17 protein-coding genes and 2 pseudogenes are annotated in these 19,363 nt (G+C 75.6%); 4 read left to right on the top strand and 15 right to left on the bottom strand.

Translation table 11 applies throughout. From position 1 onward, the window contains the following. Nucleotides 1–23: 23 nt before the first annotated feature. A complete protein-coding gene (locus tag BJF81_RS01420) occupies nucleotides 24–809 on the top strand; it encodes a glycerophosphodiester phosphodiesterase (RefSeq protein WP_075956854.1) in 786 nt (261 codons plus the stop codon). Between the two features lie 28 nt (nucleotides 810–837). On the opposite strand, the pseudogene BJF81_RS01415 reads toward BJF81_RS01420, so the two are convergent. Beyond that, nucleotides 838–2,813: pseudogene (locus BJF81_RS01415) on the bottom strand (DUF6541 family protein). After that, nucleotides 2,810–4,137, bottom strand: a pseudogene (locus BJF81_RS01405) (nucleotide sugar dehydrogenase). The pseudogenes BJF81_RS01415 and BJF81_RS01405 overlap by 4 nt, the downstream one beginning before the upstream one ends. Nucleotides 4,138–4,211: 74 nt before the next feature. On the opposite strand from BJF81_RS01405, the gene BJF81_RS01400 reads away from it, so the two are divergent. Beyond that, nucleotides 4,212–5,147, top strand: coding sequence for an alpha/beta hydrolase (locus BJF81_RS01400; protein WP_075956851.1), 936 nt, complete (start codon nucleotides 4,212–4,214; stop codon nucleotides 5,145–5,147). Between the two features lie 42 nt (nucleotides 5,148–5,189). Here the strand turns inward: BJF81_RS01400 and BJF81_RS01395 are convergent, their stop codons facing one another. Both BJF81_RS01395 and BJF81_RS01390 read right to left on the bottom strand, forming a co-directional pair. Then, nucleotides 5,190–5,432 carry a hypothetical protein gene (locus tag BJF81_RS01395; RefSeq protein ID WP_143780616.1) on the bottom strand — a complete coding sequence of 81 codons (243 nt, stop codon included), beginning with the start codon at nucleotides 5,430–5,432 and terminating at the stop codon, nucleotides 5,190–5,192. Beyond that, a complete protein-coding gene (locus tag BJF81_RS01390) occupies nucleotides 5,429–7,456 on the bottom strand; it encodes a glycosyltransferase (RefSeq protein ID WP_075956849.1) in 2,028 nt (675 codons plus the stop codon). The genes BJF81_RS01395 and BJF81_RS01390 overlap by 4 nt, the downstream gene beginning before the upstream one ends. A gap of 34 nt (nucleotides 7,457–7,490) precedes the next feature. Here BJF81_RS01390 and wecB point away from each other — a divergent pair, with 34 nt between their 5' ends. Continuing rightward, nucleotides 7,491–8,558, top strand: coding sequence for a non-hydrolyzing UDP-N-acetylglucosamine 2-epimerase (gene wecB, locus BJF81_RS01385; RefSeq protein ID WP_075956876.1), 1,068 nt, complete (start codon nucleotides 7,491–7,493; stop codon nucleotides 8,556–8,558). Between the two features lie 24 nt (nucleotides 8,559–8,582). On the opposite strand, the gene BJF81_RS01380 is transcribed toward wecB, so the two are convergent. Genes BJF81_RS01380 through BJF81_RS18840 form a run of 4 tightly spaced genes read right to left on the bottom strand, consistent with a single transcriptional unit; the run spans nucleotide 8,583 to nucleotide 12,943 of the window. Continuing rightward, nucleotides 8,583–9,731, bottom strand: a complete 1,149-nt coding sequence (locus BJF81_RS01380) for a glycosyltransferase family 4 protein (RefSeq protein ID WP_143780615.1) — start codon at nucleotides 9,729–9,731, stop codon at nucleotides 8,583–8,585. Continuing rightward, a complete protein-coding gene (locus tag BJF81_RS01375; RefSeq protein WP_075956848.1) occupies nucleotides 9,728–11,119 on the bottom strand; it encodes a glycosyltransferase in 1,392 nt (463 codons plus the stop codon). The genes BJF81_RS01380 and BJF81_RS01375 overlap by 4 nt, the downstream gene beginning before the upstream one ends. Next, nucleotides 11,112–12,008, bottom strand: coding sequence for an ABC transporter ATP-binding protein (locus BJF81_RS18845; RefSeq protein ID WP_237769952.1), 897 nt, complete (start codon nucleotides 12,006–12,008; stop codon nucleotides 11,112–11,114). Before BJF81_RS18845 ends, BJF81_RS01375 begins: the two co-directional genes overlap by 8 nt. A gap of 17 nt (nucleotides 12,009–12,025) precedes the next feature. After that, nucleotides 12,026–12,943 carry a hypothetical protein gene (locus BJF81_RS18840; RefSeq protein ID WP_237769949.1) on the bottom strand — a complete coding sequence of 306 codons (918 nt, stop codon included), beginning with the start codon at nucleotides 12,941–12,943 and terminating at the stop codon, nucleotides 12,026–12,028. 61 nt (nucleotides 12,944–13,004) lie between these two features. On the opposite strand from BJF81_RS18840, the gene BJF81_RS01365 reads away from it, so the two are divergent. After that, nucleotides 13,005–14,243: a glycosyltransferase gene (locus BJF81_RS01365; RefSeq protein ID WP_075956847.1), complete on the top strand. Its 1,239-nt coding sequence runs from the start codon at nucleotides 13,005–13,007 to the stop codon at nucleotides 14,241–14,243. Here the strand turns inward: BJF81_RS01365 and BJF81_RS01360 are convergent. From BJF81_RS01360 to BJF81_RS01330, 7 genes are all read right to left on the bottom strand, one after another. Further along, nucleotides 14,191–14,832 (bottom strand): DnaJ family domain-containing protein, encoded by a 642-nt coding sequence (locus BJF81_RS01360; RefSeq protein WP_083663904.1) that lies wholly within the window; start codon nucleotides 14,830–14,832, stop codon nucleotides 14,191–14,193. The two genes, BJF81_RS01365 and BJF81_RS01360, sit on opposite strands and share 53 nt — an antisense overlap. A 4-nt stretch (nucleotides 14,833–14,836) precedes the next feature. Further along, entirely contained in the window at nucleotides 14,837–15,007 is a 171-nt protein-coding gene (locus tag BJF81_RS17860; protein ID WP_158068594.1) for a hypothetical protein, read from the bottom strand. Then, a complete protein-coding gene (locus tag BJF81_RS01350) occupies nucleotides 15,004–15,291 on the bottom strand; it encodes a hypothetical protein (protein ID WP_075956845.1) in 288 nt (95 codons plus the stop codon). The genes BJF81_RS17860 and BJF81_RS01350 overlap by 4 nt, the downstream gene beginning before the upstream one ends. A gap of 100 nt (nucleotides 15,292–15,391) precedes the next feature. Beyond that, on the bottom strand, nucleotides 15,392–16,594 hold the full coding sequence (locus BJF81_RS01345) for a glycosyltransferase (protein WP_075956844.1): 1,203 nt from the start codon (nucleotides 16,592–16,594) through the stop codon (nucleotides 15,392–15,394). Continuing rightward, nucleotides 16,591–17,598: a Gfo/Idh/MocA family protein gene (locus tag BJF81_RS01340; RefSeq protein ID WP_075956843.1), complete on the bottom strand. Its 1,008-nt coding sequence runs from the start codon at nucleotides 17,596–17,598 to the stop codon at nucleotides 16,591–16,593. Before BJF81_RS01340 ends, BJF81_RS01345 begins: the two co-directional genes overlap by 4 nt. Beyond that, a complete protein-coding gene (locus BJF81_RS01335) occupies nucleotides 17,595–18,713 on the bottom strand; it encodes a DegT/DnrJ/EryC1/StrS family aminotransferase (RefSeq protein WP_075956842.1) in 1,119 nt (372 codons plus the stop codon). Before BJF81_RS01335 ends, BJF81_RS01340 begins: the two co-directional genes overlap by 4 nt. Further along, entirely contained in the window at nucleotides 18,706–19,341 is a 636-nt protein-coding gene (locus BJF81_RS01330; RefSeq protein ID WP_075956841.1) for an acyltransferase, read from the bottom strand. The genes BJF81_RS01335 and BJF81_RS01330 overlap by 8 nt, the downstream gene beginning before the upstream one ends. Between the last annotated feature and the right edge of the window lie 22 nt (nucleotides 19,342–19,363).

Here is a 19,363-nt window from a genome sequence, read left to right as displayed (position 1 = left end):
CCCGGCCGGGTTAGTCTCGGACCGTGCGCACGGCATACCTGGACCATCCCGGTCCGATCGCCATGGCCCACCGGGGGTTCGACGACACCGGCAGGGGGCAGGAGAACTCGCTGCCCGCCTTCGAGGCTGCGGTCCGGCTGGGCTACCGCTACGTGGAGACCGACGTCCACGCCACCCGCGACGGTGTCGTGGTCGCCTTCCACGACGAGACGCTGGACCGGGTGACCGACCGCCGCGGGGCGATCCCCGAGCTGTCCTGGCGCGAGGTGTCGCGTGCCCGCGTCGGCGGTGCCGAGCCGGTCCCCCAGCTGGAGGACCTCCTGGGCTCCTGGCCCGAGCTGCGGGTCAACATCGACATCAAGAGCCCGGGCGCGATCCTGCCCCTCGTCCGGGTCATCGAACGCACCCGGGCCCACGACCGCGTCTGCGTGACCAGCTTCTCCGACCAGCGCCGGGACGCGGCCGTGATGCGCCTGACCCGCCCGGTGGCCACCTCGGCCGGTCAGCGCAGCACCGCCTCCTTCCGGGCCGCGGCCGAGCTGCCGCCGCTCATCCGGTCCACGGTCGTGGCCCGCAGCCTGGGCCGCGTGGACGGCCTGCAGGTGCCGGCGGAGCACCGCGGCATCCCGGTGGTGACGCCGACGACCGTGGCCGCGGCGCACGAGGTCGGCCGCTTCGTGCACGTGTGGACCATCGACGAGCCGGCGGAGATGCACCGGCTGCTCGACCTGGGGGTCGACGGCATCATGACCGACCGCGCGGACGTGCTCAGGGAGGTCCTCCGGCAGCGGGGGCAGTGGCACGACTGACCGCTCCCGCCCTCCACCGGCCGGTCGCTCACCGGTCGCAGCCGGTGAACTCCCACAGCGAGGCGTGCCCGCCCTCGTCGACCTTCCGCCATCCCTCGCCGCCAGGGGTGATGTTGCGCAGGCCTGGGGTCGTCTCCTCCCACTTGCTGTTGAGCTCGTCCTCGAACGTCAACGAGTCCGCGTAGACGTGGGTCACGCCCAGGTCCCGGACCGCCTCGCAGACCGCCAGGTCGGTGCGCCACTCGTGGAACCGCTGCTCGAGCACGTTGCGCTCCGGCGAGCCGGGGATCGGGCTGAGCTGCGGGAAGACGACCTGCACGTCGGCCCGGTGCAGCAGGTAGGGCGAGCCGGCCACCGCCTCGCCCAGGACGACGGCGTCGTCGGGCAGGGTCTCGGCGGCCCGGTCGACCATCGCGATCTCCTCCGGCTCCAGGATCGTCCCCCAGGCGATGGGGTATGCCGTGTAGGTCGAGGCCATCACCTGCACGTGCGAGGTCCACCGCAGCCCCGAGGTGAGCAGCACCAGCGCGACGACGAGGAGCCCGGCCGTGGCGGCGACGGGCACGCGGAGCTGCTCGGCGGCCCGCCGGGCCAGCCAGGACCCGCCGCCTGCCGCCAGGACCACGGCCGGCACGAGCAGGAGCTGGTTGACCCGGGACGCCTGGGTGTACCAGAAGCCGGCGAGCACCCGCAGCGGCTGCTCCGGCGGACCGGCCGCCAGGAGGGTCACGGCCGCCGCGGCGAGGAGCGCCGCGACCAGCCAGCGGGCGTGGGTGCGACGGACCGTCAGCGCGACCCCGGTCGCCACGAGCACCGCACCGACGAGGTTGACCGAGGTGATCTTGTAGACGTAGATCAGCGGGTGGTCGATGAGCAGCGAGCCGACGCCGGGCAGGTAGGAGTCCTGACCGCCGCGCTGGTAGTCCATGATCGAGCGCACCGGGGGGAAGGTCACCAGGAAGGTGATCGCGCCCACCACGAGGAGGACCCAGGCCGCCATGAGCGACCAGGCCAGCACCGGCCGGCCCCTCCGGGCCGTCCGCCGCAGCTGGCGGGCCAGCAGGACGGTCAGCAGCGGCAGACCCAGCAGCAGCAGCGAGAAGACGCCCGAGGGGTGGGCCAGCACGACGCCGACGACCGCCCAGCCCAGGCCGAGCGCCAGGGCCAGGTGCATCTGCCAGGACAGCACCCCGCGCAGGGTGGCGATGACCAGGGCGATCGTCCCCGGCAGGCAGGCCACCGAGAGCGCGAACGGCCAGACGGCCAGCATCGAGACCGCGACGTCGGGGAAGGTGACGTAGGAGGCCGCCAGCACCGGCACGAGCACGGCCGGCAGGGCGCGGGCGGGGAAGACGACCCGGGCCAGCGCGACCAAGCCGGCCACCCAGACCACCGCCCCGACGATGAGGGAGGAGCTGTTGGCGGCCTCGGTGACGCGGTCGAAGCCGGGCGCACGGCCACGATGCCGTGCCAGGTGGCGGGGTAGAACGGGGCGGCGTTGTCGGCGTACATCGGCGCCAGCCCGCCGAGGGAGCTGGCGTTGCCGGTGTCCCGGACGAACCACAGCGCGTTGAGGTGGAAGACGGCGTCCCAGGCCTGGGGCGGCTGGTCGGCCCGGCCCATGCCCCGCATCATGGCCGCGGCCACGACGCCGCCGCCCAGGGCCCACGACAGCGTCAGCCAGGCGCGGTCGTCGGTGCGTAGGCGCCGTTCCCCCGCGACGGTGACCCCGGCCGGGTCGGTGGTGGTGCCCAGCACGCGACCCAGGACGGCCGCCAGGACGACCGCGCCCGCCAGCCCGGCCAGCAGGGTGGCCAGCGACCACGGCACGCCCAGGAACGGGTAGGCCATGGCCAACGTCCCGGACAGCCCGGTGGTGACGGGGGCCCCCGCTCCCAGGGCCAGCAGCCCCCGCGCCCCCAGGAGGCGCAGCACGGCATACCCGGGCAGGACCCAGAGCAGGGCGAGCCCGACGATCCCGGGAGCCGCCTCCGGCCAGCTCATGCGGGAGCCGGTTCACCCCCGCCGATCGTCAGCCGGGGCACGCCGGTGAAGCGGGCGGGGTCGGTGACGCGGCGGCCGTCCAGGAGCAGGCGCAGCCCGGGCAGGTCGTCGGTGGACAGGGTGGCGTACTCGGGGTGGTCGGCCTGGACGATCGCGACGTCCACGGGCTCGCCGAGGGAGTAGGGGTCCCACCCGTGGCCGGCGAGCTCGTCGTCGGTGTACATCGGGTCGTGCACGAGCACGTGGGCCCCGCGGGAGCGCAGCGCGTCCACGGTGGCGAACACGCCGGAGAAGGCGGTCTCCTTGACCTTGCCCCGGTAGGAGGCTCCGAGCACGACCACCCGCAGCCCGGACAGCGACCCCAGGAGGGCCTCGGCGCGGGAGACGGCGTACTCGGGCATGGCCGCGTTGGCCGCCCGGGCCGTGGCCACGACGGTGGCGTCGGCGTCGGTGGACAGGTAGAGCCGCGGGTAGACCGGGATGCAGTGCCCCCCGACGCGATGCCGGGGGTGTGGATGTGGGAATACGGCTGGGAGTTGCAGGCTTCGATGACCGTGTGCACGTCGATGCCGGCGGAGTCGGCGAACCGGGCGAACTGGTTGGCCAGGCCGATGTTGACGTCCCGGTAGGTCGTCTCGGCCAGCTTGGCCATCTCGGCGGCTTCCGCGCTGCCCATGTCCCAGACCCCGTTGGGCCGGGGCAGGTCGTCGCGGTCGTCGAAGTCCAGCACGGCCTCGTAGAACTCCACGGCCCGGGCGGTGCCGGCCTCGGTCAGGCCGCCGACGAGCTTGGGGTAGCGGCGCAGGTCGGCGAACACCCGCCCGGTCAGCACCCGCTCCGGGGAGAACACGAGATGGAATCCGTCCTCCCCCGCCGCCGGTGACTCGGTCAGCCCGGAGATCTGCTGGATCATCGGCTTCCACCGGGTCCGGGTGGTGCCCACCGGCAGCGTCGTCTCGTAGGAGACCAGCGTGCCGGGGGTCAGGTGCGCCGCCAGCGACCGGGTCGCGTCGTCCATCCAGCCGAAGTCGGGCGCTCCGGTGGCCTCGTCGACGAAAAGCGGCACCACCAGCACCACCGCGTCCGCGCCCGGGATCGCCTGCCCGTAGTCGGTCGTGGCCCGCAGCCGACCGGCCGGGACCAGCTCGGCGAGCTTGTCGGCCAGGTGGTCCTCCCCCGGGAACGGCTCGGTGCCGGCGTTGACCAGGTCCACCACCCGCTGGTCCACGTCCACCCCGACCACCTCGTGGGAGGGGTCGGCGTCGGCGAACTGCACGGCCAGGGGCAGGCCGATCTTGCCGAGGGCGACAACGGCGATCTTCATGCGGAGGCGTCCGTCCTGGAGGGGGCTGGGTGCCCGCCCAGGATACGTGGGCGCGCGCCGCATACCCTGACGACGTGACCGCACCGAGCACCGCGACCTTTTCCCTTCCGGCCCCCGACGGGACCGTCCTGCACGGACGCAGCTGGCTGCCGGCCGGTCCGCCGCGGGCCGTCGTGCAGCTGGCCCACGGGATGGTCGAGCACGTCGGCCGCTACGACCACCTCGGGCGGCGCCTGGCGGCGGAGGGGTATGCCGTGCTCGGCGCCGACCACCGCGGCCACGGGGCCACCGGCGACGGGCCCGGGTCGCTGGCCCACCTCGCGGACGAGGGCGGGTTCGCGCGGGCCGTCGACGACCTGCTCGTGGTCACCGGGCACGCACAGGCGGAGCACCCCGGCGTGCCGGTCGTGCTGCTCGGCCACTCGATGGGCTCCTTCCTGGCGCGGGCCTACGCCGCCCGCCACGGCGACCGGCTCGCGGCGCTGGTGCTCTCCGGCACGGCCGGGCACCCCGGCGCGATCGGCCGCGTCGGGCTGGCCCTGGCCGAGCTCGAGGTGCGGCTGCGGGGACCGCGGGTCCGCAGCCGGATGATGGAGGCCCTCGTCCTGGGGCCGAACAACCGTCCGTTCCGCCCGAACCGCACCGACTTCGACTGGCTGTCCCGGGACACCGCCCGGGTCGACGCCTACGTCGCCGACCCGCTCTGCGGAGGGCACGGCACCGCCGCCTTCTACCGCGACCTGCTCACCGGCCTGCTCTGGGTGGGCGAGCCGGCCGTCGCGGCCCGGGTGCCCGCACACCTGCCCGTCCTCGTCGTCTCCGGGGAGGTCGACCCCGTGGGCGGGGCGTCGGCGGTGGCCGAGGTGGCCGGGCTGCTCCGCGCCGGCGGGGTGCGGGACGTCACCGAGCGGGTGTGGCCGGACGCCCGCCACGAGGTGTTCAACGAGACCGACCGGGACGAGGTCCTCGACGACGTCGTGGGCTGGCTGGACGCGCACCTACCGCGCTGAGCCGGGGCTCCTCCCGGCCGCGCCGCGGCGAGGGCGCCCTTCTCAGGACCGGCGGGCCGCGAGCGAGGCGGCCATGAAGCGCAACGGCGCCTCCCGGTGCAGCACGTGCCGCCAGGAGGTGGGCAGCAGCGTGCGCGGGCGGCCGTGCCGTCGCCGCGCCGCGGCCAGGGCCAGCAGCCGTCGGGCCGGCACGTCCGGGTCGAGGACGGCCTCGAGGAGGTCGGCGTCGGCCAGGCTCAGCGGGTCGGCGCAGCCCGGGGCCGCCGTGATCACCTGGCGGGTCACCCGGGCCAGCTCCGCGCGCTCGGCCGGTGTCCACCAGGCCGGGTCGGGGCGCGTGGGCACGGCCCCGAAGACGTGGATGCGCAGCACCTTGGTGCCCAGGGCCTGCCGGGCCGCACGTGGGAGCGCCTGCGTCGCCGGGAGGTCCCACAGCACGTCGACACTGCGCAGCTGCTCCCGCACGGGCGCGGGTCGTAGGTCACCCGGTCGCCGGCGTCCTCGTGGATCCGGTAGGGCGGGGCGTCCCGGGCCAGGACGACGCGGGCCCCGGACCACAGCGCCGTGACCATCGGCACGTCGCCCCCGACCTGCGCGCCCTCGAGGAGCCGCGCGCCGGGCAGGCCCAGGGCGCCCCGGGAGAGCAGGCCCAGCGGGGCCGATCGGTAGCTCAGCCGGTCCCGCACCAGGTCGAGGCGGTCGTGCCGCCCAGGGCGCACGGGCGGCGTCGGGACGGTGCGGCCGGCCAGCTCCAGGGGCGGGACCACCACCACCGGGTCGTCGGGGTCGAGGTCCTTCGCAACGGCCAGCCACCCGGACAGGGCACCGGGGGCCAGGGTGTCGTCCGAGCCCATGATCGCCGTCCAGGGCGCGGTGGCCGCGTCCAGCCCGGCGTTGAACGGGCCGCTGGGGCTGGGGACCCCGTCGTGGAGCTCCAGCAGCCTCACCCGGGGGTCGTCGCGCAGCTCCGGGGGGAAGGCGGCCCGGATCACGGCGGGGTCGACGTTGTGGCAGACCACGCTGACCCGCACCCCACCCCCGCCGACGTCGTCGGTGAGCGCGGAGGCGACCGCCCGGCCCGTCCGGCGGTCCGGCGAGTGGGTCGCCACGACGAGGTCGACCAGCGGTCCGTCGTCCTCCGGGACCGGATGGTCCTCCGGGGCCGGGCCGTGGTCGCCGGCGGGGCGTCGGCCGCCCCTGGCCGTGGCGTAGACCTCGTCGACGCGGTCGGCGTAGCGGTCGGGGCCGTAGCGACCGGCCACCGGGTCGGCGATCTCCTCGGCCGAGGTGGTGGCCGCGGCACGCCACACCCGCTCGACGGCGTCGGCCCAGAGCCCCGGGGGTGCACCGGGCTCGACCAGCGCCCCGGCCGGCGGATGCACGAAGGCCCGGGGGCCGCCGCTGTCGCCGACGACCACCGGCCGGCCGGCGGCCAGGGCCTCGGCGGCGGCCACACAGAACGTCTCCGCCCGGCTGGGCAGGAGGAACAGGTCGGCCTCGGCGACCACCGCCTGCACCCGCTCCGGCGGCAGCGGACCGGTGAGCCGCACCGGCACCCCCACGCCGCGGGCCGCGGCCTCCACCCGGTCGTGCAGGGGACCCTCCCCCACCCAGGTCAGCCGGGCGTCGACCCCCCGTCGGCGCAGCTCGGCGGCCGTCTGCACGGCGGTGAGGGGGTCCTTGCGTCCGATCAGCCCGCCGACGCCGACGAGCTCGAACGGGCCGCGGGCCGCCAGCGGCTCCTGCGGCCGCCGACGGGGCGCGAGGGCAGGTGGCCGGGTCACGATGTTGGGCACCACCGCCACGGGCCCGGTGCGGTGCCGGCGCACCTCCGCGGCCAGCTCCTCCCCCACGACGGCAACGACGTCCGGGCCGGCCAGCAGGTGCCGCACGACCCTGCGGGCCAGGCGCAGACCCGCGGAGAGCGTCCCCGGCGCGCCGAGGCCCGACCAGTGCTCGGTGTGCACCCACGGCACCGCGGGCCGCCACCGGACCGTCGGCAGCAGGGCGGAGACCGCCATCGTGTGGACGAGGTCGGCCGACCGCGCCTCCCGTCGCAGGACCCGGGCGGCGCGCAGCACGTGGTCCGGGCGGCGCGGATCCATGACGAGCCGCCGGACGGGCACCCGGGCTCGCGCGTCCTCCCCTGCCGGGTCCTCCCCTGAGCCGGGAGCGAGGCGGGGCGCCACCAGGTGGAGGACGCGCACGTCGTGGCGGTCTGCCAGCGCGGAGACGTCCCGGGCCACGAACACTCCCGTGCCCGGGGACGACGGGGTGGGGAACCAGGTCGTCACCACCAGCACGCGCACAGGGCCCAACCTACCGGGGCCCTACGCTGGCCCGGTGAGGATCCTCTCGGTCGTGGGTGCCCGTCCCCAGTTCGTCAAGCTGTCGCCGGTGGCGGCCGAGTGCGCCGTCCGCGGGGTGGAGCACGTCATCGTGCACACCGGGCAGCACTACGACCCGGCGCTCTCCGACGTCTTCTTCCGGGACCTGGGGATCCCGGACCCGGACGTGCACCTGGGGGTCGGCTCCGGGACCCACGGGGTCCAGACGGGGGCGATCCTGGCGGCCATGGACGAGGTGCTGGCCGAGCACCGCCCCGACCGGGTGCTGGTCTACGGGGACACCAACTCCACCCTGGCCGGTGCCCTGTCGGCGGTGAAGCTGCAGGTGCCGGTGGCCCACCTGGAGGCGGGGCTGCGCAGCTTCAACCGGCGCATGCCCGAGGAGCACAACCGGGTGCTGACCGACCACGCCGCCGACCTGTGCCTGGCCCCGACCCGAGCGGCCATGGAGCACCTGGCCGCCGAGGGGCTGGCCGACCGGTCCGTTCTCGTCGGCGACGTGATGGTGGACGTGTTGCACCGGGTGCGGGAGGAGCTCGTCGACGCCGACGCGGTGCTGCAGCGTCTGGGCGTCGTCCCGGGAGGCTTTTCGGTGGCCACGGTCCACCGGGCCGAGAACACCGACGACCCGGCCCGGCTGGCCGCGGTCGTGGACGCCCTGCGGCAGGTCGACCACCCGGTCGTGCTGCTGGCCCATCCACGGCTGCGGGCCAGGGCGGCCGAGCAGGGGCTGGCCCTGGCCGGGGGGTCGGTGCGGGTGCACGAGCCGCTGCCCTACCCCGCCCTCGTCGGAGCGGTGGACCAGGCCCGCGGCGTGATCACCGACTCCGGCGGGCTGCAGAAGGAGGCCTTCGTCCTGCGCACCCCCTGCACGACCGTGCGCACCGAGACCGAGTGGGTCGAGACCGTCGAGCTGGGCTGGAACGTCCTCGTCGAGCCCGGACCCGACCTGGCCGCCGCGGCCTCGCGCCCCCTGCCGGCCTCCACCGACGCCACCCCCTACGGCGACGGGCACGCCGCCTCCGCGGTCCTGGACGCCCTCGCCGGGGACCTGCCCCGCTGAGGCGGGGTCGCGGCATACCCCCGCTCAGCCGTTGACCCTGGCCGCCAGGGTGTCCACGGCCCGCACCCACCCCCGGACCTGCTCCTCGGCGGACAGCGCGCGGGCAGCGTCGTGCGCGGCGGCCTTGAAGCCGGCGACGTCCTCGTCGCCCAGGTCGTCCAGCGCCGCGGCCAGCGCCTCCCCGGTGAAGTCGTCGAGGACGACCCCCAGGTGGTGGGAGCGCACGAGGTCGGCCATCTCGGGGCTGGGGCCCACGACGATCCCCAGCCGGGCCTGGACGAAGTCGAAGAACTTGTTGGGCAGGGTGAACCTGTAGTTGAAGTTGACCGGGGGCAGGACGAAGACCCCCAGGTCGGCGCCGGCGAGGGCGTCCCCGAGCGCGTCCGGCGGGACGGGGTCGTGGAAGCGCACCTGCGGCAGGTCGCGGGCCGCCTCCTGCAGCTCGGCCAGGTAGGCCGGGTCGTTGGGCATGAGGTAGAGGTCGAGGGTCACGCCCCGGCGGGTGGCGCGGACGGCGTCGAGCATCACGTGCAGGCTGCGCCCCCGCCGGGCCAGGCCGGAGTGGACCAGCCGCAGGGGCGAGCCGACGGGGGTGGGCGTCCGGTCGGCCCACGGGGCGGCGTTCGGGACGACGCCGGCGACGAGGCCGAACTCGCGACGGTACTCCCGGGCCAGCCACCGGCCCACCGTGCTCACCGAGTCGGCCCGGTGCCCGTAGCGGCGCAGCAGCCAGCGGTAGTAGGGCGCCACGAAGACCCGCCAGCGCCACGACTCCTCGCTCTGCCGGGAGGCGTACTCGTGCAGGTCCAGGTGCAGCCCGCCCTGCGGGGCGAGGTCGAGCGCCAGCGGCAGGGTGTCGGCGTCGTTGGCCAGCACCACCTCGAACCGGCCGCGCCGTCCGGCGAGCAGCTCCTCGGCGGCCCGGACGACGGGGGACCGGCGGTAGGCGGTCTCGTAGCGGTGCGCCGCCAGGAGGCGGCGGTCCTTGTGCCAGGCGACCACGTCGTCCGGCAGGCGCAGGTGCTCGACGACCCCGTCGGGCGCCTCACCGTAGCCGAGGGTGGTCACCGCGTAACGCTCACGGAACAGCCGGACCTGGCGCAGCACGCGGGCGTCGGAGCGCAGCGGGCTGAAGGCCATGACCAGCAGCCGGGGCCGGGGGTCGGGCCTCATCGGGCGGCCCGGCCGGTCAGCACCCGGTCGTAGAGCGCGACCATGCGGGCGGCCTCCCGCTCCCAGGTCAGGTCGCGGGCGGCGGCGACCGCGGCCTGCCGGTAGTGGCCGGGGTCGGCCAGCACCGTGCGGATCGCGGCCGCCAGGTCGGCGGGGGTCCGGGCGTCGAACACCTCACCGACCCCGTGCCGGCGCACCACCTCGGCGGTGTCCGGCAGGTCGGCCGCGACGATCGGCAGGCCGGCGTGGATCGACTCGAACAGCTTGTTGGGCAGGGAGTAGAGGTAGCTCAGGCAGATCGGGCGGACGTAGACGACGGCGACGTCGGCGTCGGCCAGCGTCTGCGGGACCTGGGCGGAGGGCACCGACCCCACGAGGTGCATGCGGTCGGCCACCCCCTCGGTACGGGCGCGCCGGAGCAGCCGCTCGACGTACTGCGGCGCCCCGTAGCCCAGGAGCACGAGGTGGACGTCGTCGTCGAGGAGGGCGAGGGCGTCGACCGTCTCCTCCAGGCCACGGCCGGTGGTGATGCTGCCGGTGTAGGACACGACCCGGGCCTCGGGGCCGAGGCCGGCCAGCTCGCGCAGGCGGCCCTCGGCGGGCGCAGGGGTGGGGCGCGCGGTGGGGATGTTGCGCACCAGGGTGGGGGTCTGCGCGAGGTGGTAGCGGTCCTGGAGCCAGGTGGCGATGGAGGGCGAGACCGTGATCACCCCGGCCGCCAGGCGGGTGCCGACGGTCTCCACCAGCGCGTCGACGGCGGGGGCCAGCCACCGGTCCTGCCGGGTGTTGCGTCGACGCCACAGCTCGTGCGAGTCGTAGACCACCTGCCCCGGCGTGCCCATCGTCGTGAGCAGGGCGGGCACGAGGGTGTTGGCGTCGTTGGCGTGGACCACGTCCGGCTCCAGCCCGCGGGCGGTGCGCACCGCGCCGTACCACCAGTGGCCGAGCCGGACGGTCTGGTAGAGGCGCATCCACAGGTCGACGGCCACGGCACGGGCGGTCGAGGAGGCGGCTGGTGTGGTCGGCGACGGCTCCGCGGAGGGCGGGGCCGCGGCCGGTGCGGGCACCGGCGCCGACGGGGTCCGGGGGCCGCCGTCCGGGGCGCGTCCCCGCAGCCGGCGCCACGCCCGGGTCGTGCGGGGCAGCAGCCGGGTGAGGTCGAGGTCGTGGACGCGGTGCACCGGCAGGCCGTCGCCCAGGGTGCCCGGACCGGGCGGGTGGCCGGCGACCTCCCGGGAGATCGCCACGACGAGGGCGTCGGCACCGGCGGCGCGGAGGGTGGCCGCGGTCTTCTGCACCCGCGAGTCGGCGCTGGCGTCGTTGTAGACCAGGCTGACGACCCGGGCCGGGCGCCCGCCGACCGTCGGCAGCCGGGGCGGCTCAGCCATCGACCCGCCCCTCCAGGGCGGCCTGCCGGGCCCCCGGGTCCCCGAGACCCGCGAGGGCCGCCTGGACGGCGAAGTCCGGCTCGGCGGCCACCACCTCGTCGAAGCTCCCCCTGGCCACCAGCTGCCCGTCGCGCAGGAAGCACACCTGGTCGCTGTGCTGGATGGTGGCCAGCCGGTGGGCCACGACGATGACGCTGACCTCGCCGGCCAGCTCGCGGATGGCCGCGGTCACAGCCGCCTCCGTGCTGGTGTCCAGCGCCGAGGTGGCCTCGTCCATGACGAGCACGAGCGGCTCGGTGTAGAGCGCCCGGGCCACCCCGAGCCGTTGCCGCTGCCCCCCGGAGAGCGCCAGGCCGCGTTCGCCGACCCGCCCGTGGATGCCGCCGGGCCGGGACTCGATGAGGTCCAGCAGCTGGGCCCGGGCCAGGGCCCGCCGCACCCGGTCCTCGTCGATCTCCTCGTCCCGCCAGGTCAGCGCCACGTTGCGGGCGACCGAGGCGTCGAACAACGAGACGTCCTGCGGCACGTAGCCGACCCGGCGCCGCCAGTCGTGCAGCACCTCGGCCAGCGGCTGGTCGCCGACCCGGACCTCGCCCTCGTCGGGCGGCATCAGCCCGAGGATGATGTCCACGAGGGTGGACTTGCCCGACCCCGACGCGCCGACGAGCGCCAGCGTCCGGCCGAACGGCAGCTCCAGCGAGATACCCCTCACCGCCGGGGCGTCCGCGCCGGGGTAGCTGAACGTGACCCGGTCCAGCACCAGGCTGCGCGCGTCCTCCGGGACCGGGCGGGCTCCCCCGGTCCGGCGCTCCTCGGCATACCTGGACCCGCGCTCGATCTCGTCCAGCACCTGCCGGGCGAAGGGGATGTTGGCGCCGGTCTGGGCCATGATCGTCTGGAAGCGGGTCAGGCTGGGCACGATCCGGAAGCCGGCCACCCCGAACAGCGCGATCGCCGCCAGCGCGCCTGCAGGACCACCCTGCAGGTAGCCGATCGCGGCCCCGATCCCCAGCCCGCCGATGAGCGCGGCCTCGAGGAGGTAGCGCGGGATGGCCCCCAGGAAGGCCTGGTCGGCCCGGGCCGAGGACGCGCGCCGGCGGACCTCCAGCACCACCTCGGCCACCTCTCCTGCTTGTCCCGCAAGGTGATCTCCTTGAGCGAGTGGACCATCTCGCTCACCAGGCGCACGGCCCGGGTGGAGGCGTCCCGGTTGTCCCGGCCGGCCTGGACGGCCCGGCGCAGCACCACCTTGTAGAGCAGCAGGCCGACGAGGAAGAAGTAGACGATCGTGGCCCCCGCCAGCAGCGGCTGGGCGACGAGGAGGACGGTCAGCACGGCCAGGAAGGTGAACAGCTCCCCGGAGAGCTGGCAGAACGGGATGAGCACCCCGGAGACCGTCGAGGCCACCCCGACGTCGGTGGAGCGCACCAGGTCGGTGGAGTTGCGCTGCAGCCGTTCGGTCCACGGGGCCGCGAAGGTCGACTCCAGCAGGCGGGCCCCGAGGTTCTGCTCGAAGCGGGCGAACCGGCGGGTGGCCCACCACTGCAGGGCGACCGCGAGCACCGACTTGGCGATGATGAGCACGCCGACCATGATCAGCACGGTCCGGAACTGCTCGGGGGTGGAGATCTCCAGCCCGATGACGGGCACGGTCAGGGTCGCGCCGGTGAGCATGGGGGCCAGCACCAGCGCCAGCAGCCCGATGGCCGCGACGTCCAGGGTCGCCAGGAGGGACTGCAGGCCGGCGAAGGTGATGATGAACCGCCTCGTCCCCGGGGGGAGCACGGCCAGGAGGTCACGCACGGTGCGCCACAGGGACAGCACGTTGCTCCTTCCCGGTCCGGATGGCAGGTCGCCCCAGCGTAGTTGACCTAGGTTGGGAGCCATGGCTGCGCTCACGGGTGTCCGCAAGGTGGTCTACGACACCTACCGGGGCCTGCCCGCCCCCGTGCGCTCCCTGCCCGAGACGGTGCTGCGGGTGCGGGCCGGCAGCGGGGTGCGACGCCAGCCCTGGTTCACCCCGGAGCCGCCCGACCGGTGGCTCCTCGGCCCGTTGGACACGGCCGGCCAGGCGGCCGCCTGGGCCCGGTCGGCGCGCCGGCACGCCGGGGCCCAGGCCCTCAGCCTGTCGGTGGAACGCATCGCCGCCGGGGCCGGGACCCTCGGCTACGCGACCGAGGTGCACCTGGACCGGGGTATGCAGCTGCGCGGCACCCCCGCCCACCGCGACCGGGTCCTGGGCCGAGGTGTGCCCGGGGCCACGGGTGTCCTCGCCGAGAGCGGCCGCCCGGTGCTGGGGAACTTCTTCGGGGGGACGATCCTCGACGACCTGCCGGCCCTGGCGGACGCCGGGATCCGCACCGCGCTCCTCGTCCACGGCTCGGAGATGCGGGACCTGCGTCAGCACGCCGAGCGGGACCCCCACTCGCCCTTCCGGGAGCGGTGGGACGAGCGGTTCGAGGCCCTGCAGGCCCTGGTGGACCGCACCCGCACCGTCGTCGAGGCATTTCCTGGCCCGGTGCTCGTGCCGACCCTCGACATGCTCGAGGCCGTGCCGGGCGCGGGGCTGCTGCCCATCACCACGGACGTGGACCTGTTCACCACGGACGCCCCTGCGCTGCGGCGTCCCGTCCCGGTGGTCCTGCACGCGCCGACCAACCCGCGCCTCAAGGGCACGGCCGTGGTCGAGCCGGTGCTGACGCGGCTCCACGACGAGGGGCGGATCGTCTACCGCCGGCTGACGGGCGTCCCGCACGCGCGGATGCCGCAGGTGGTCGCGGAGGCCGACGTCGTGGTCGACCAGGTCGCCCTGGGGAACGTGGCCACCCTGGCCGCGGAGTCGATGGCCGCCGGCCGTCTGGTCGTCGGGCACGTCACCGACGCGGTGCGGACCCGGGCCCGGGAGCTCTCGGCCGCCGGTCACGACCTGCCCGTCGTCGAGGCGGACCCCACGACGTTCGAGGACGTGGTGCGCGAGATCGTCTCCCGGCCGGAGGCCTACCGTGAGGTCGCGGCCGCCGGGCCGGCGTGGGCCCGGGAGCACCACGACGGGCGCCGGGCCGCGCAGGTGCTCAGCGAGGTCCTCGGCGCCACCAGCGGCGGGGGCGGCGGGGCTGCGGGCTGACCTGGCCCCCGGCCGGTCCCGCCGCCGACGGTCCGGGCTCCGCGTCGTCAAGAGCACCCGTCCGCTCCGGCTGCGCGGCGGCCAGCGTCCGCCACCGGCCCACCATCTGCTCGACGTCGACCCGGCCCACGACGGGCGGCGGGTGCGGCCCCACGTGGGGACGCCGACGGTCGGCCAGGACCCGCTCGTTAAAGTCCTCGAGCCGCTCGCGGACGGCCGCCTCGTCCGGCAGCCCCAGCAGCGACTCCGGGAAGGTGGACTTCTCGCGGCGCAGCTGCAGGACCCCCGGCAGCGCCTCGGACAGGTCGAGCTTCTCCCGCTGGACGAGGCCGCGCACCCACCAGTCGGGGTCGGTGCTCACGTCGACGTCCGGCAGCCGACGCCCCGCTCCCGGGAGGTCGTCGAAGGCCCCCTGCCGCTGGGCCTGCTGGATCTGCTGGTCGACCCAGCCCGAGACCGCCTGGGCCGTGGCCCGCGGGGGCGGGCACCGCCGGACGCCCTGGTCGGCGAGCTGGTCGTCCGCGGCGGGCGCGCCCGGCCGCCGCCCGGGGGTCCCCCAGGGAGGACGTCCGTCGGCCTGGCCGCTCATGGCCCTACGGTACCGACCTGTCCGGCAGCCGCGCCATGAGCGCGGCGGACGCGAGCAGGACCACGGCCAGCACCGGCCCGAGCCAGATCCAGCCGGTCGCGGCCGTCACCCACCCGGCGGCCCACGACCGGTCCGCCCCGGCGAAGGTCGCTATCCCGGCGAAGGAGACGGTCACCAGCGCGGCCACCGCCAGCAGCGACCCGGCCACCGCCACGCGGCGGACCCCGAGGGAGGAGACCTGGACCAGGAGCACGAGGCTCCCGCCAGGGCGACGGCGGCGGTGACGGTCCGGGCCTGGCCCACCGCCGGGACCCCCACCCCCAGGTCGTCGGCGACGGCCGCCATGGACGGGGCCAGCACGAGCAGCAGCGACTGGGAGGCCATCCCGGCCAGGGCCAGCGGCGCCAGCAGCGTCACCGACCGGCCGGCCGGTGCGTGCGGAGCGGTGGTGACGGTCATCGCGGCCCTCCTGCGCCCGGCGGTCCGTCCGTCGGCTCGGGGTCGACGCTACGGAGGGTGGCGTTCCGGCAGCGTTCGCGGACGGCGCCGGGTCGTCCGGTCAGTGCGCCGTGGGTGGCAGGACCACGTCCGCGACGCGGCGGCCGGTGGCGCGCAGGCTCCGGTGCGTCCGGACCCAGGCGGCCCGTCGGTCCCGGTCCACGTCCGTGACGGCGCCGCGGAGCGTCCGCACCATGGCCGCGGCGACCTCGTCGACGTCGTAGGCCACCGCCTCCCCCAGGTCGTCGCGGCGCAGGTCCTCCCCGGCGGGGCCGGGGCCGGCGTGCACGACGGGCGTGCCGCAGGCCAGCGCGGCCAGCACCTTGGTCGGGTAGGCGAAGTCGTAGCCGATCCCGGGCCGGACGCTGACCAGCGCCGCGGCCGCCCCACGCTGCCACGCGGCCGCCTGCGCCGGGGGCGCCAGCGGGCGCAGCTCGACCGCCCCGGCCGGCAGCTCGCGCCGCAGCCGCTCCAGCTCCGGCCAGCTGGAGCCCTGGCCGAGGAAGACCAGCCGGGCGCCCGGCACCTGGGCCAGCACCTGCGGCATGGCGGCGGCGAAGATCTCGGCGCCCTGCCACTCCGAGGCGGTCCCGGCATAGATGAGGTATGGCGTGCGCGGCGCCTCCGGCGACGGTGGCCCCTCGGGGGTGAAGAGGTCGGTGTCGACCCCGTTGGGCACCACGGTGACCGGTGCCTCGTCCCCCGCCAGCGCCCGGACCCGGTCGGCCACCCCGTCGGAGACGGCGACGACGTCGCGCGCCCCGCGCAGCGCGAACCGCTCGACCCACCGCATGGCGGCCACGACGGGGGCCGGGGCGCCCATGGAGGCGGTGGCGTCGGACCAGACGTCGGCGGCGTAGTAGACGTAGGGGATCCGCCCGCCGCGCAGCCCCCGCAGCGCCAGCGTGGCGCGCACGACCGCACCCGTGGTCGGGGGCGGTTCGACGACGACGACGTCGGGGCGGTCCGCCAGGACGAGCCGGAGGGCGAGCGGGAGGTCGAACGACAGGTAGGGCAGGTAGCCGCGGACGTATCCGGTGGCGTCCCGCAGCGCCGGCCACCGGCGGACCAGCACCCCGTCGGGCACGTCCTCGTCGGGGTCGTGCCCGGGGGCCCGCAGGGCCGGTGGTGGGTCGGTCGTGAGCACCTCCACCTGCGCCCGCCCGGCCAGGGCCGTCACCAGCGCCCGCAGCCGGAAGGTGGCCGCCGCCGCCTCGGGCACGAAGATCCGGGAGGCCACCAGCACCCGCGGCCGCCGGGTCACAGGTGGACGGTCTCCCCGGTCGCGGCGGAGGCCAGGATGGCCTCGACGACGCGGAGGGTGTGCACGCCCTCGGGCATGGAGACGGTCTCGGAGGGCCGGCCCAAGAGGGCGTCGCGGAAGTTCTCCTGCTCCACCCGCAGCGGCTCGCGCCGGGCGATGGCGTAACGCACCGAGTCGCCCTCGGACACGCCCCGGAAGGCGGTCGAGCGGGCCCACTCGCTGCGCACGTCCCCGTTGGCCACGAAGGTCAGGTCCCCGGAGAGGGTGTTGGCGATGAACGCCCCCTTCTCCCCGGTGGCCACGGTCTGGCGGATCTTCATCGGGCTGAGCCAGTTGACCGTGTGCGCGACGATGACCCCGTTGGCCAGCCGGCCCGTGGCCACGACCATGTCCTCGTGCTCCCGGCCCGAACGGTGCGTCACCTGACCCGAGACCACCGCGTAGGGCGAGCCCGCGATCCACGAGGTCAGGTCGATGTCGTGCGTGGCCAGGTCCTTGACCACGCCCACGTCGGCGATCCGCCCCGGGAACGGCCCCTGCCGCGACGTCGTGATCTGGAAGACCTCCCCCAGCTCACCGGCCGCGATCCGCCGCCGCATCTCCAGCAGCGCCGGGTTGCACCGCTCCACATACCCCACCGCGCCGACCAGCCCGGCCTCGGTGAACGCCTCCGCCACCCGCGCCCCGGCCGCCGCCGACGCCGCGATCGGCTTCTCCACCATCGTGTGCACCCCCGCCGCCGCCAGCGCCAGCGCGACCTCCTCGTGCAGGTAGGTCGGCACCGCGACCATCGCCGCGTCGATCCCCGCGGCGATCAACGAGGCCACGTCACCCAGCACCTCCAGGTCCCCGGCCACCCCGTGCCGGTCCCCGTGCGGGTCGGCCACCGCCACCAGGTCCATCCCGTCCACCTCGCGGATCACCCGCGCGTGGTGCCGGCCCATCGAGCCCAGTCCGATCAGCCCCATCCGGATGCTCCGCCCCTCCGGCAGCACCCCGCTCATCGGCCCGCCCCCACGACCGCGTGGACCGCCGCGGCGATCCGCTCCAGGTCACCCTGCGACAGGGACGGGTGCACCGGCAGCGAGATCACCTCCGCCGCCGCCCGGGCCGTCTGCGGCAGCTCCCGCTCCGGGGCGAACCGCGACAGCGAGACCAGCTCGTGGTTCGGCGTGGGGTAGTACACCCCGCACCCCACCTTGTGCTCCTCCCGCAACGCGGACACCACACGGTCCCGTTCGGCGCCCGTGGCACCGGCGATGCGCACCGTGTACTGGTGGTAGACGTGCGTGCAGCCCGCCCGCACCGGCGGAACCACGACCACGTCCCCCAGCGCCTCGTCCAGCCAGGCCGCGTTCGCCCGGCGCGTCTCTGTCCACCCCGCCACCTTGGTCAGCTGCACCCGCCCGATCGCCGCGTGGATGTCGGTCATCCGGTTGTTCAGCCCCACCACCTCGTTGGCGTACTGGCGCTCCATCCCCTGGTTGCGCAGCAGCCGCACCCCGCGGGCGATCTCCTCGTCCGCGCACGCGACCATCCCACCCTCGCCGGAGGTCATGTTCTTCGTCGGGTACAACGAGAACATCCCGAACACCCCGAAGGAGCCCACCGGCGCCCCGTGGTAGGTCGCCCCGTGCGCCTGCGCGGCGTCCTCGAACAGCTGCAGCCCGTGCTCGGCCGCGACCTGCCCCAGGCCGTCCATGTCGGCCGGATGACCGTAGAGGTGCACCGGCATCACCGCCGCCGTCGCCTCCGTGACCGCCTCCGCGACGCTGGCCGGGTCCAGGTTGAAGGTATCCGCGCTGATGTCGGCGAACACCGGCCTGGCCCCCGTCAGCGCCACCGCGTTGGCCGTCGCCGCGAAGGTGAACGAGGGCACGATCACCTCGTCCCCCACCCCGATCCCTGCGGCCAGCAGCCCCAGGTGCAGCCCCGAGGTCCCCGAGTTGACCGCCACGCACGTGCGTCCACCGACCAGCTGCTCGGCGAACTCGACCTCGAACGCCGCCACCTCCGGACCCTGGGCGACCATCCCCGACCGCATCACCCGGTCCACCGCCGCCCGCTCCTCCTCACCGATGATCGGCTTCGCGGCAGGGATCATGGGCAGGTCAGACATCGGCGCTCTCCTGGCTCGGGGTGGGGGTGGGTGCCGTCTCGGGGACCAGCCGGCCGTCCTGCTCGCGGTAGCTCTCCCCGGTGGCGGGGCAACGCCATACCCCGGGGGTGCCGCTCTCCTGGAGCGGGTGACCGGCGGTGCCGACCCAGCCCACCTGGCGGGCGGGCACACCGACCACGAGGGCGTGCGCGGGCACGTCCCGGGTCACGACCGCACCGGCGGCCACGGTGGCCCACTCGCCGACGGTGACGGGGGCGACGCACACGGCACGGGCCCCGATCGAGGCCCCGCGGCCGATGCGCACCCCCACGGCATGCCAGTCCGCGGCGCTCTTCAGCGAGCCGTCGGGGTTGATGGCCCGGGGGAAGGTGTCGTTGGTCAGCACGGCGGCGGGACCGACGAAGACCCCGTCGCCCAGCTCGGCCGGCTCGTAGACGAGGGCGTAGTTCTGCAGCTTGCAGTGGTCCCCCATGCGCACGCCCGTCCCGACGTAGGCACCACGGCCCACGACGCAGCCGGCCCCCAGCACGGCCCCCTCGCGCACCTGGGCCAGGTGCCAGACCGAGCTGCCCTCGCCGATCGTCGCCTCCGGCGAGACGTCGGCGCTGTCCACGATGCGTGTCGCCACTGCTCTCCCTTGCCACTGGACG

The sequence above is a fragment of the Ornithinimicrobium sp. CNJ-824 genome, from assembly GCF_001942405.1.
In the GTDB taxonomy this organism is placed as follows: domain Bacteria; phylum Actinomycetota; class Actinomycetes; order Actinomycetales; family Dermatophilaceae; genus Ornithinicoccus; species Ornithinicoccus kibberensis.
Note: the sequence above shows the minus strand (reverse complement) of the source record. Positions and strands in the feature narration are given on the sequence as shown.